The organism is Sphingomonas faeni, from assembly GCF_040407505.1.
In the GTDB taxonomy this organism is placed as follows: domain Bacteria; phylum Pseudomonadota; class Alphaproteobacteria; order Sphingomonadales; family Sphingomonadaceae; genus Sphingomonas; species Sphingomonas faeni_E.
The window spans coordinates 205168-217393 of the sequence record NZ_JAPZPQ010000002.1 but is presented as its reverse complement, the minus strand read 5'-3'; the positions used below and the strand labels follow the sequence as shown (position 1 = coordinate 217393).

11 protein-coding genes are annotated in these 12226 nt (G+C 66.6%); 9 read left to right on the top strand and 2 right to left on the bottom strand.

Annotation, left to right across the window (positions count from 1 at the left end; genetic code table 11):
- Positions 1-40 precede the first annotated feature (40 nt).
- The 3 genes from O6X71_RS07535 to O6X71_RS07525 are packed head-to-tail and all read left to right on the top strand — an operon-like array spanning position 41 to position 3723.
- Complete coding sequence (locus tag O6X71_RS07535; RefSeq protein WP_353465282.1) at positions 41-898, top strand: lytic transglycosylase domain-containing protein; 858 nt, start codon at positions 41-43, stop codon at positions 896-898.
- A 3-nt stretch (positions 899-901) separates the two neighbouring features.
- Positions 902-2962, top strand: coding sequence for a flagellar biosynthesis protein FlhA (flhA, locus tag O6X71_RS07530; protein WP_121885746.1), 2061 nt, complete (start codon positions 902-904; stop codon positions 2960-2962).
- Positions 2959-3723 carry a FliA/WhiG family RNA polymerase sigma factor gene (locus tag O6X71_RS07525; RefSeq protein WP_353465281.1) on the top strand — a complete coding sequence of 255 codons (765 nt, stop codon included), beginning with the start codon at positions 2959-2961 and terminating at the stop codon, positions 3721-3723. The genes flhA and O6X71_RS07525 overlap by 4 nt, the downstream gene beginning before the upstream one ends.
- Here O6X71_RS07525 and O6X71_RS07520 read toward each other — a convergent pair.
- Complete coding sequence (locus tag O6X71_RS07520; protein WP_353465279.1) at positions 3720-4133, bottom strand: VOC family protein; 414 nt, start codon at positions 4131-4133, stop codon at positions 3720-3722. The two genes, O6X71_RS07525 and O6X71_RS07520, sit on opposite strands and share 4 nt — an antisense overlap.
- 328 nt (positions 4134-4461) lie before the next feature.
- Positions 4462-5544, bottom strand: coding sequence for a flagellin (locus O6X71_RS07515; protein WP_353465277.1), 1083 nt, complete (start codon positions 5542-5544; stop codon positions 4462-4464).
- A 284-nt stretch (positions 5545-5828) separates the two neighbouring features.
- Here O6X71_RS07515 and O6X71_RS07510 point away from each other — a divergent pair, with 284 nt between their 5' ends.
- The 6 genes from O6X71_RS07510 to O6X71_RS07485 are packed head-to-tail and all read left to right on the top strand — an operon-like array spanning position 5829 to position 12226.
- Entirely contained in the window at positions 5829-7142 is a 1314-nt protein-coding gene (locus tag O6X71_RS07510; RefSeq protein WP_353465276.1) for a sigma-54 interaction domain-containing protein, read from the top strand.
- Entirely contained in the window at positions 7139-7501 is a 363-nt protein-coding gene (gene fliE, locus O6X71_RS07505) for a flagellar hook-basal body complex protein FliE (protein ID WP_353465275.1), read from the top strand. Before O6X71_RS07510 ends, fliE begins: the two co-directional genes overlap by 4 nt.
- 1 nt (position 7502) lies before the next feature.
- Positions 7503-9170 carry a flagellar basal-body MS-ring/collar protein FliF gene (gene fliF, locus O6X71_RS07500; RefSeq protein WP_353465274.1) on the top strand — a complete coding sequence of 556 codons (1668 nt, stop codon included), beginning with the start codon at positions 7503-7505 and terminating at the stop codon, positions 9168-9170.
- On the top strand, positions 9167-10177 hold the full coding sequence (gene fliG, locus O6X71_RS07495) for a flagellar motor switch protein FliG (RefSeq protein WP_353465272.1): 1011 nt from the start codon (positions 9167-9169) through the stop codon (positions 10175-10177). Before fliF ends, fliG begins: the two co-directional genes overlap by 4 nt.
- Positions 10170-10907: a FliH/SctL family protein gene (locus tag O6X71_RS07490; protein ID WP_353465271.1), complete on the top strand. Its 738-nt coding sequence runs from the start codon at positions 10170-10172 to the stop codon at positions 10905-10907. The genes fliG and O6X71_RS07490 overlap by 8 nt, the downstream gene beginning before the upstream one ends.
- The gene (locus tag O6X71_RS07485; RefSeq protein WP_353465269.1) at positions 10901-12226 is read left to right on the top strand and encodes a FliI/YscN family ATPase; all 1326 of its coding nucleotides are present in this window, start codon (positions 10901-10903) and stop codon (positions 12224-12226) included. The genes O6X71_RS07490 and O6X71_RS07485 overlap by 7 nt, the downstream gene beginning before the upstream one ends.

Below are 12226 nucleotides of genomic sequence, written 5' to 3'. Positions count from 1 at the left end.
TTGCTGAGCATCCCCTGAACCAGGGGCACCGCACACGGGCATGACCGTCAATCCTATCACTACCGGCCGGATCCAGTCCGCGATCGCGCTTGCGAGCAGCAAGACGGGCGTGGATTTCGACTATCTGCTGGGACAGGCGAAGCTCGAGAGCGGGCTCAACGCCAATGCCAAGGCCGGCACGTCGAGCGCATCCGGTCTCTATCAGTTCATCGAACAGAGCTGGCTCTCCGTCGTCAAGAAGCACGGCGCGGAGCACGGCATGGCCTGGGCTGCGAACAGCATCGGCCAGTCGTCGAGCGGCCGCCTCTCGGTCGGCGATGCCGGCACCAAGGCGGCGATCCTCGCGCTGCGCAATGATCCCAATGCCGCCTCGCTGATGGCCGCCGAATACGCGTCGGACAACAAGGCCTCGCTCGAAGGCACGCTGAACCGGCCGGCCTCGGGCACCGACCTGTATATGGCGCACTTCATGGGGCTCGGCGGCGCGACCAAGTTCCTGAAAACCATGCAGGCCAACCCGCAGGCGAGCGGCGCCGCGCTCTTCCCCGCCGCCGCGCGCGCGAACCACAACGTCTTCTACGATTCGAACAACCAGCCGCGCACGCTGTCGGCGATCTACGACCGCTTCGCCGACAAGCTCGGCGGTGCCGCCGCGGGGGCAAGCGCGACCGCGACGCCCGCCAATTACGCCGCGCAGGCGCTCGACATGAACGGCAATACGGTCATCACCGGCAACAACGAAAGCGCCGACGACGCGCTCGCCTGGGCGACGACGGCAATGGGCACCGCGATGGGCAGGTTCACCGGCAAGACGACGCAGGCCGCCGCGAGTATCCTGCGCCCGACGCCCGACACCGCGCGGCTCGCCTACATGATGCTCGCACGGTTGGGCGGCTAAGCCATGAACCGCATTCTCTCCAACGCGCGCGCGTCGGTCCTGCCGCTCGCGATCCTGCTGCTCGTGCTCGTCATGGTCGTGCCGATCCCGGCGTTCATGCTCGACATCTTCTTCGTGGCGAACATCGCGATCAGCCTGGCGGTGCTGATGGTCGCCTTGAACGCGCAGAAGCCGCTCGATTTCTCCGCCTTCCCGACCGTCCTCCTATTCGCCACGCTCTTCCGCCTAGGCCTCAACGTCGCCTCGACCCGCATCGTGCTGGTCCACGGCCACGAGGGCGAGAGCGCGGCGGGCCACGTGATCGAGGCGTTCGGCACGTTCCTGATCGGCGGCGATTACGTCGTCGGCATCTTCGTCTTCGCGATCCTGATGATCATCAACATGATCGTCGTCACCAAGGGCGCCGGTCGCGTCTCCGAAGTCAGCGCGCGCTTCACGCTCGACGCTTTGCCCGGCAAGCAGATGGCGATCGACGCCGACCTGAACGCCGGCCTCATCACCCCCGACGAAGCCAAGGCGCGCCGCGTCGAAGTCTCCACCGAAGCCGATTTCTACGGCTCGATGGACGGCTCGTCGAAGTTCGTGAAGGGCGATGCGGTCGCGGCGATGCTGATCCTCGCCGCCAACATCATCGGCGGCCTGATCCTCGGCCCCGTCAGCCACGGCATGACGATCGCGGATGCGGCGCACAATTACATCCTGCTCGCGATCGGCGACGCGCTGGTCGCGCAGCTGCCGAGCCTGATGCTGTCGATCGCCGCCGCCTCGATCGTCACGCGCGTCACCTCCGACAAGGACCTTGCCGGCCAGATCGGTGGCCAGTTCGGCTCGCCCCGCACCTGGACCCCGGTCGCGGTCATCCTCGCGCTACTCGGCATCCTGCCCGGTATGCCGCACATGGTGATCCTGCCGGCAGCCGCGATCGCCGGGTTCGCCGCGTGGAAGCTCCGCCAGATCGAACGCCGCCCCGCCCCCGTCGTCGTCGTCCCCGTCGAGACGATCGACCAGTCGAAGATCGGCTGGGAGGAAGTCACCGACGGCATGCAGGTCAATCTCGACATCGGTTACGGCCTTGTGCCGCTCGCCGACGAGCGTCGCGGGTCGCCGCTGATGGGCCGGATCACCGGCGTCCGCCGCCAGTTGTCGAAGGAACTCGGCTTCGTCGTGCCGCAGGTCCGCGTCCGCGACGACATCAATTTGGCCCCCTACGTCTACCGCATCCTCGTCAACGGCGTCGTCGTCGGCGAGGACACCGTGTCGCCCGACGAGATGCTCGCGCTCGACACGGGCCAGGCGTTCGGCGATCTGTTCGGCAAGAAGGTCAAGGACCCCACCTTCGGGCTCGACGCGACCTGGGTCGACGCGGGCGATGCCGATGCTGCGACCGGCGCGGGCTATCTCGTGGTCGATCCCGGCACGGTGATGGCGACGCATCTCAACCATCTGCTCGGCCAGAACGCGGCCGAACTGCTTGGCCAGGACGAGGTGCAGGCGCTGCTCGACGGCCTCAAGGAGCGCGCCGCGCAACTGGTCGCCGCACTCGCGCCGCTGCCGATCACGACGCTCACGCAGGTCCTGAAAGGCCTGCTCGCGGAGAACGTGCCGCTCAAGGAATTCCGCCGCATCGCCGGCGCGATCGCGGTCGCCGCGCAGCGTACGCAGGACGCCGAGGAGATCATCGAGACGATCCGTCCCGAGCTCGGCGCGCTCATCATCCAGAAACTGTGCGGCGTGCGCGAACCGCTGCGCGTCATGACGTTGGAGGGTCAATTGGAAGGTCTGCTCGGCCAGGCGATGCGCGCCGATCAATCGCGCCGCCACGTCATCGAACCCGATCTCGGCCGCCGCATCGTCGAGGCGCTGCAACGCGCCGCCGAACCGCTGATCGCCGAGGCCAAACCCTTCGCGCTGGTCGTCCAGCCGACCATCCGCATCGCCATCCGCAAGCTGGTGCGGACGTGCCTGCCCGACACGCCGGTGATGTCGTTCTTCGAAGTGCCCGAGGAGAAGGCGGTCGAAGTCGTCGCGGTCATCGGTGCCTCGCAACAGGCGCTCGCAGCATGAGCGCCCTCCCGATGCGCGGCGCGTTCGACGATGCGCAGCCCTTCACAGGCCAACCCCTCACTTACCGCCCGCATCAACGCCCCGGCGGCGACGCGGACCAGCTCGTCAAACAGCATCTCCCGCTCGTCCGTCGGATCGCCTGGCATGTCCACGGCAGCATGAGCAGCAGCGTCGAGGTCGAGGACCTGATCCAGGTCGGCCTGGTCGCGCTGGTCGAAGCCGCCGCGAATTTCGACGAACGGGGGATGCCGTTCAAGACCTACCTCATCACCCGCCTCCGCGGCAGCATGATCGACGAACTCCGCCGCCAGGCGACGTCGACGCGCGGCGCGATGCGTCGCCGCCGCCAATATGCCGAGGCGATCTCGACGCTCACCGCCCGCACGGGCAAGGCTCCCGGAGAAGACATGATCGCAGAGCATATCGGCGTCACGATCGAGAAACTCCGCACCGACTACGTCACCGCCGACTCGATACGCTTCGACTCGATCGACGAGATGTACGCCGACGACCTCCCCTGGTTCGCCGACGACACGCCCGACGCATTCGAGCAACTCGCCGACAGCGACATGCGCGAAGCCCTGATCGCCGCGATCACCGCCCTGCCGGAACGCGAGGCGCAGGTGATCCAGCTTTATTACGTCGAGGAACTCAACCTCGAGGAGATCGGTGAAGTCTTCGGTGTCGGCTCCGCGCGCGTGTGCCAGATCAAGGCGTCGGCGCATGCCAAACTCAAGAAGGCGCTCGCCCGCCAGGTTTAGCGGCAGGCCAAGGCCGCGTAAGACGATAGCTCAATCAGGTTCCCATCCGGATCGCGGACATAGACAGACCTGATAGGGCCTCGTGCGCCGTTTTTGGTAACTGGTCCGACCTCGATTTCGACGTCGCACACCTGCAAATGTGCGACGACCGCGTCGGGGGTGAAGCTTGTCAGGAAACATAGATCCTGGCCGCCAGCGCATGGCGTCGCCCCTGTGAACCATTCGTCCTGTGATGCATCGATCGGCCGCAAGTTTATCTTGTTACGCCCGAACGTCACGCTGGTGCGCAACGCTCCACTGTCCGACGGCGCATCGATGCGTGCCATGCCCAGAACCTGCTCGTACCATCTTGCCGACGCTTCCACGTCACGTACGTTGAAGACGATATGGTCGATGGCATCAACGATCACGATCCGGTCTCCGACAAAGTGCGCATATGCAGGAACGCACAGGCCCAAGTTTCGCGCCATACGCCACCACATACAGGCGTTCGCTCCTCGACCGGTCCGTGAAGTCGGGTAACGCCATGAAGCTATCGGCCAGTAGCCATGTGCCGTTGCTACTTTCAACCCGAGGCTGGCGACGCAGTCCTGAACGCGTTCCGCCTCTTGTACGGAAACGCAAAAAACCCCGGCAGCTTGCGCCACCAGGGTTTTCTCCGCCCCCGCTTTCAGGAAGCGAGGCGGGTCCGACCGGCACCGTCACCCTGCGGGGGGCTGGTGCCGGTGCCGGTCCGGATTAGCCGAGCAGCTTCAGCACGCTCTGCTGGCTCTGGTTCGCCTGGCTCAGCATCGCGGTCGATGCCTGGCTCAGGATCTGTGCCTTGGCGAGCGCGGTGGTCTCTGCCGAGAAGTCGGTGTCTTCGATGCGGCTCTTGGCGTCCGACAGGTTGGTCGCGTTCGAGGTCAGGTTGTTGACCGCCGACTGCAGCTGGTTCTGCGATGCGCCGAGCGATGCGCGACGGTTCGAGACGAGCGCGATCGCGTTGTCGTAGTCCTTGAGGATGCCATCAGCCGAACCTTCGGTCGATGCACTCGATACGTCACCAACAACCTTGACGACATTGCCGATGCCGCCGCTTGCGGGAGCGTTACCGACTCCAGCGGTATAGGCCGCAGTTAAATCGCTACCCAGATCGAGCGAGATCGCGTCGCTCTTGTTCGCACCGGCCTGGATCGACACGGTAAATGCCTCTCCGTTGATCTTCATTGCACCACGTGCCTTTACTGCGGCGGCCGCAGCAAGCGCGGTCGAATTCGCGGTTTCAGTCAAGCCTGCAGTCTTAGTGTCGTCCTGATTGGCCGCAAGTGCATCGGCGGCGGCTTTCGCAGCGCCGTTTTTCGTCGCCACGAGATCAGTTGCGTCTTTTACGTCCTTGCTATCAGCCGCGAGACCGCCAGTCGTGCCCTTGAAAAGCGACGTGTTGTTGAACTTGGTATTGCTCAGCACATTGGTAATTTGCTTGGCGAGCGCGTCCTGCTCTGACTTGATGTTGGCCTTGTCGGTCTCCGAGTAAGTACCGTTACCCTTCTGAACTTCCAGCTCGCGCATGCGCTGCAGATTGTTGCTGACCTCGTCGAGCGCACCTTCTGCGGTCTGCGCCATCGAGATGCCGTCATTGGCGTTGCGGATGCCCTGGTTCATGCCCTTGATCTGCGACGTCATCGACGACGTGATCGCGAGGCCGGCTGCGTTGTCCTTGGCGGAGTTGATGCTCTTGCCGGTCGACAGGCGCTCCATCGAGGTGGCGAGCATGTTCGAGGCCTTGGTCGACGCGTTGGTCGCGCGCAGCGCCGAGATGTTGGTACCGATGACAGTCATTGCGAAATCTCCGTGATCTTCGACGATCCGCGCCGCCCCCATGGCGAAGTGCCGATCCGTCAATGTGGGTAACGGCCGGTTCGGGACGGACTTAAGCGAAAAAATGCAGCCGGGGCCGGGCTTCGCACACGCCCGTACGGGAGCCCGCGCGCGCGATCGTGCGTCCGAGCGAGCGCCAGTGTGCCCGCGGAGACGCGCCCGGAAATAATCTGCCGGGAGCGGCAGGGTTTAACCGCGCGTTTACCACCAATACCGCATTCCCCGAATCGTTCAGGGGGAACTCAATGCGTTCAATTTTTCCATCGGCCGCAGTCACTTCGCGGAAATATGCGCTCGTTTCGTCGCTGCGCGCGCAGGGCTTCGGTGTGGGCTCGTTCGAGACCACGCAGCCCGGCGCGAACGACCTGTTCCTGGTCGCGGATGGCGAGGGCGTAACCGCCCCCGCGCGCACCGTGGTGATCGGCTGCGAAGGGCGTGAAGTGACCCCCTCGCGCGACGGTTCGCCGGCGCGGATCAGCTTTGCCGCAGAGGACACCGCAGTCGGCAACGGCTTCGCGCGCGCCCTGATCGGTGGCGCCGACATGCCGACCGCTGCCGACCCCGAATCGCTCGCGCTGCTCGCGCTTGCGGAACGCGTCGCCGCCGCCGACATCACCGTGCTGATCAACGGTCCGACCGGCACGGGCAAGGAGGTGCTCGCCCGCGCGATCCACAACGGCTCCGCGCGGAAAGACAAGCCTTTCATCGCGATCAACTGCGCCGCGCTCCCCGAATCGATGCTCGAGGCTCTGCTGTTCGGGCACCAGAAGGGTGCGTTCACCGGCGCATCGAGCGGTGGCGACGGGTTCTTCCGCGCGGCTAACGGCGGCACGATCCTGCTGGACGAGATCGCCGAGATGCCGCTCCAGTTGCAGGCAAAGCTGCTCCGCGTGTTGCAGGAGCGCGAGGTCGTGCCGCTCGGTGCTTCGGTGCCGCAGCCGATCGACGTGCGCGTCATCGCCTGCGCCAACCGCGATCTTCACGCCGAAGTCGCCGCCGGCCGGTTCCGCGCCGATCTCTATTACCGCCTCGCCGTGTTCCCGCTCGCGACCAAGTCGCTGGCCGAGCGCCCGCAGGACATCCCCGCGCTCGCCGCGACGCTGATCCTGCGTCATGCCGGCAACCGCAACGTCATTCCCTGGCCGAGCCACGCCGCGATCGAGCAGCTGATGCTGCACGACTGGCCGGGCAACGTCCGCGAGCTGGAAAACGTGATCCAGCGCGCGCTGCTGTTCTGCGGCGGCGACACGATCGAGGCGAACCACATCGTGTTCGACCGCCCGGTGACGATGACCTTCCAGCGCACTGCGGTAGTGACGCCGATCACGCCCGTCGCAGCGCCTGCGGAGCCAGAGACGCCCCCCGGGACCTTGGGCAACATCGTCCAGATGAGCGAGTTCGCGGCGATCCGCGAGACGCTCAAGGCGTGCAACGGCAGCCGGATCGAAACCGCAAAGCGCCTCGGCATTTCCGAACGCACGCTGCGCTACCGCCTCGCCAAGGCGCGGGAGCAGGGCGACGATATCGGCAGCGTCCATAACTGGGCGGCCTCGGCATGAGTGGCATCTCAGGCATTGGCGGCGGCGCGATGAGCGTCGACCGCGTCATGGCGCTCAGGTCGCAGATCCTCGAACGCAACCAGGCGCTCTCGCGTGCCGGGGCGTCGGGCAATGTCGCACCGACCGATACGGTCAAGCCGACCAGCTTTGCCGACACGATGGAAACCGCGCTGAAAAGCGTCAACGACGGCCAGACCCAGGCCGCCAAGCTCAGCGAAAGCTATGAGCGCGGCGAGACGGTCGACATCGCGAAAGTGATGCTCGCCCGCCAGCAGGCGTCGGTCGGGTTCGAGGCGACGTTGCAGGTCCGCAACAAGCTGCTGTCCGCCTACAAGGATATCATGAGCATGCCGGTCTGACATGAGCACCGCACTCATCCCCACATCCGGCGCGACCGAACGGTTCGCCAATCCCCTCCAGCAGATCAAGGGGGCGTTCGCGCAGCCCGCGGTCCGCCGTTCGCTGCCGATGGCGCTGATGGTCGGCCTCATTGCGGCCGCCGCGCTTGCGTGGATGAGCCTGTCGACGCCGACGCAGAAGACGCTGTTCAGCGGCCTGCCCGATTCCGACAAGGCCGCGGTCACGTCCGCGCTGACGACCGCCAACATCAAGAGCCATATCGACGAGGGCACTGGTGCACTGACCGTCGGCGAAGAGGATTACAGCCGCGCAAAGATGCTGCTTGCGGGCCAGGGCCTGCCGAAAGCAGCGCCGGGTGGATATGCGATCCTCGACCAGCTGCCGATGGGCGTATCGCGCGCGGTTGAAGGCGAACGCCTCCGCCAGGCGCGTGAATCCGAGATGGCGAAGTCGATCGAGGAGATCGACGCGGTCGCCGAAGCGCGCGTGCATCTCGCGATGCCCGAAGCCTCGGTGTTCGTCCGCGACAACGCCGCGCCGTCGGCTTCGGTGATCCTGAAGTTGCAGGGTGGCCGGTCGCTGAGCGATGCGCAGGTCAGCTCGATCATCAACCTCGTCGCCTCGTCGGTGCCGGGGATGAAGCCCGAGGCGGTGACGATCGTCGACCAGATGGGCGCGTTGCTCACCAAGGCCGGCGGCAACGACGGCGCGGGTGCAGCCAGCGACGCGCGGATCGACATTCAGCGCCGCGTCGAGGACAAGTATCGCACCCAGCTGATCGCGCTGCTTACGCCGTTGGTCGGCGCGGGCAATTTCACCGCGGAAGTGCAGGCCGATGTCAATCTCGACGAGAGCCAGGCGACGCGCGAAAGCTATGAGAAGCAGGGCGTGCTTCGCGCCGAGACGGGTAACTGGACCGGTAACCAGAAGGACGGCGCGGCTAGGGCTCCGGGCGGTATTCCGGGTGCGTTGAGCAATACGCCACCGGCGGCAAGCACCTTATCGACGCCGCAAGCCGCTAACGGCGCGTCGGGCAGCGCTCAGCCGGTCGCTGGCGGCGCTGCACCCGATGCGATGAAGCAGTCCGACCAGTATCAGCGCGCCTACGACCTCGGCCGCGAAGTGTCGGTGACGCGCGCCACGCCGGGCGGGGTAAAGCGCCTGTCGGTCGCCGTTCTCCTGCGCGATCCCGACAAGGGCCGTCGCACCGCGATGGAGATCAACCAGATCAGCGATCTCGTGAAGAGCGCGGTCGGCTTCGACCAGGCACGCAACGACAACGTGACGGTCATCAGCCGCAAGTTCGCTGGCGCCGATGCGACCGCGACGAGCGGCCCGGCGTGGTACGACAATGCCTGGCTGCCGGTGCTGGCACGCAATGGCACCGCGATCCTGATCGCACTGCTGGTGCTGCTGCTCGGCGTCCGCCCGATCGCCAAGGCACTGATGAAGAAGCGCGACGACGCCGGCACGCGCCCTGCGCTCGGCCAGCCAAGCGGCGCGGCGAGCGGAGACGGCATGGCGGTCGCCGCCCCCGTAAGCCTCGACCAGCTCGAGAACACGCGCGGCTATGACGACCGGATCGGCGCGGTCCGCGGCTTCACCCGCGACAATCCGACTCGCGCAGCTCTGGCGGTGCGTGACATGATCAAGGCCGACGCCAAGTGAGCGACGTTGCGATCCGCACTTACACCGGTGTCGAGCGCGCTGCGGTGCTGATGATGCTCGTCGGCGAGGAGGAGGCTGCGGCCATCCTCCAGAAGCTGGAGCCCGAGGAAGTCCGCCAGCTCGGCGCGGCGATGTTCAAGGTCGCCGACGTGTCGGAGCAGGAGGTCGAGGACGTGCTCGACGATTTCGTCGGCCGCGCCCGCGAGCGGACCGCGATCGGCTTCGACCCGCGCCCGCAGATCGAGGCGGTGATGAACCGCGCGCTCGGGCCTGAGAAAGCGGAAAGCGTACTCGCGCGCATCACGCCGCCCGAGGCCGCGTGCGAACTCGAACTGCTCGACTGGCTCGACGCGCCTGAGATCGCGGCGATGATCGAGAAGGAGCATCCACAGATCGCGGCCGTGCTGATCGCCAATCTCGACGCGTCGATCGGCGGCCAGGTGCTCGAACTGCTGCCCGACGCGGTGCAGCCCGACATCCTCCACCGCATCGCGCGGCTGGGTCCGATCACGCCCGAGGCAGTCGAGACGCTGAAGATCGTGCTCGCCAACCGTACCACGGCCGCGCCCGGGTCGGTCGGCGTCACGCTCGGCGGCACGCGCGAGGCCGCCAAGATCCTGTCGGGCGCGCGCAAGGCCACCGAACAGCGCGTCATGCCGAAGCTGTTCAAGATCGACCGCGAAGTGGCCAAGGCGATCGAGGAGGCGATGTTCGTCTTCGACAATCTGCTCGCGCTCGACGACAAGAATCTCGGCGCGCTGATTCGCAACGTCGACAGCGAGATTCTCACCAAGTCCTTGAAGGGCGTCGATGAGGGCGTCCGCAACCGCTTCCTCGGCTGCATGTCGGCGCGCGCCGCTGACGGCATCCGCGACGAGATGGAGGCACGTGGGCCGATGAAGCTCGCCGAAGTGCTCGAGGCGCAAAAGGCGATGATCGCGATCGCGCGTGGCCTCGCGAAGGACGGCACGATCCAGATGGGCGGGGGGGAAGACGATTATGTCTAACGGCTTCACCGCGGGCTTCGCGTCGCGCCACACGACGACGGCCAACGTCCTGGCGAGCGCATTTGCACCGCCCGCCGGGTTTGCGGCTGCGGATATTCGAGAGCGTGCGACTTTGCGGCCCGCGAACTTCGCGGCGCCGAACTTTTCCTCGGAGCCAAGCGCGCCACGCCACTTCAGCCCGGCGGACAAGGACGTGAACCCGACCGCCGGCTGGGATCCGCTCGATCCGGTGAGTGAATCGTCGTTCATCGATCCGCTCGCCGACGCGCATGCTGCCGGTTATGCGGAGGGTCTCGCCGCTGCGGCCGCGGCCGCACAGGAGACGGCTGCACGCGATGGCGCGTTGCTCGGCGACCTTGCCACCGCGCTCGGCAACGACCGGATCGACCGCGATCGCGTTGCGGCGCAGCTTCGCCAGACTGTGCTCTTCCTCGTCTCGAAACTCGTCGGCGAAGTCGGCATCGCGCCCGACGTCCTTGCGGGCCGGATCGAGACCGCCGCCGAACTCCTGTCGGACTCTGCCGAATCCGCGCTGCTCCGCGTTCATCCCGACGACGTCGCATTGCTCGAAGGCCGGTTGCCCAAGACCATTTTCGCCGCAGGCGATCCCGGCGTCGCGCGCGGCAGCTTCGTGCTCGAAAGCGCGTCGACCATCGTCGAGGACGGCCCGGAACTCTGGCTCGATCAACTTGCGCAGGCGATCGACCGCGTGCCGGTGCCCAAATGCTGAACCGCTTCACCGCTGACTATCTCGAAACCCTCTCCAACGCCGATTTCACCGCCAAGCCAAAGGTCTCCGGCCGCCTCGCCTCGTTCGACCGGCTCCTCATGGAAGCAGTCGGCCTCACGCTGCCCGTCGGCACCGTCTGCCAGGTCGGCGAAGGCGCGGCGAGCGTCGAAGCGGAAGTCATCGGCTTCCGCAACGGCCGCACGCTGATGATGAACCTCGGCGGCGCCGCCGCGCTCCTCCCGCGCGCACCGGTCAAGCCGATCGGCGCGCCGGGCGAGGCCGAAGTGGGCGCGGCCATGCTCGGTCGCGTCGTCGATGGCGCCGGCAAGCCGATCGACGGGCTCGGCCCGATCCGCGGTGCCGGGCGCTGGCCGCTCGCCGGCAAGCTTCAGTCGCCGCTCGATCGTGGCCGCGTGCTCGAACCGCTCGACGTCGGCGTCCGCGCGATCAACGGCCTGCTCACGATCGGCCAGGGCCAGCGCGTCGGCATCATGGCCGGCTCGGGCGTCGGCAAGTCGGTGCTGCTCGGCATGATCGTCCGCGCAGCACAGGCCGACGTGATCGTCATCGGCCTGATCGGCGAGCGCAGCCGCGAAGTCGCCGACTTCCTCGAAACCAAGGTCGCCGGCGCTGCGCGAAAGCGTTCGGTCGTCGTTGCGGTCCCCGCCAACCACTCCCCCGTCCTCCGCATCCGCGGTGCGTTGCGGGCGCACGCGATCGCCGAATCCTTCCGCGACGAGGGCAAGAAGGTCTTGCTGATCATGGATTCGCTGACCCGAGTAGCGCATGCCGGTCGCGAGATCGGCCTCGCGCTGGGCGAACCCGCGTCCGCGCGCGGCTATCCGCCCAGCGCCATCGCGATGCTCCCGAACCTGATCGAACGCGCGGGCGTCGACGTCCACACCGGCGGTTCGATCACCGCGATCTACACGGTGCTGGCGGATGGCGACGACGGCAACGACCCGGTGGTCGACTCCGCCCGCTCGATCCTCGACGGCCACATCGTCCTCAACCGCCACCTCGCCGAGCGCGGCGTCTATCCCGCGATCGACATCGGCCCGTCGGTCAGCCGCGTAATGACCGACATCGTCCCCCCGCACCACGCCAAGGCCGCGCGCACGCTGCGCCGTCACCTCGCGACGTACGAGGAAAACCGCGATCTCGTGCTGATGGGCGCGTACCGCCACGGCGCCGATCCGGCGATCGACGCCGCCATCGCCTGCCACCCGGCGGTCATGGAATATATCCGCCAGGACGCCGACGAGAACGTCTCGCTGAACGATGCGGTCGCCGAACTGACCGGCGTGTTCGGCGGCTGA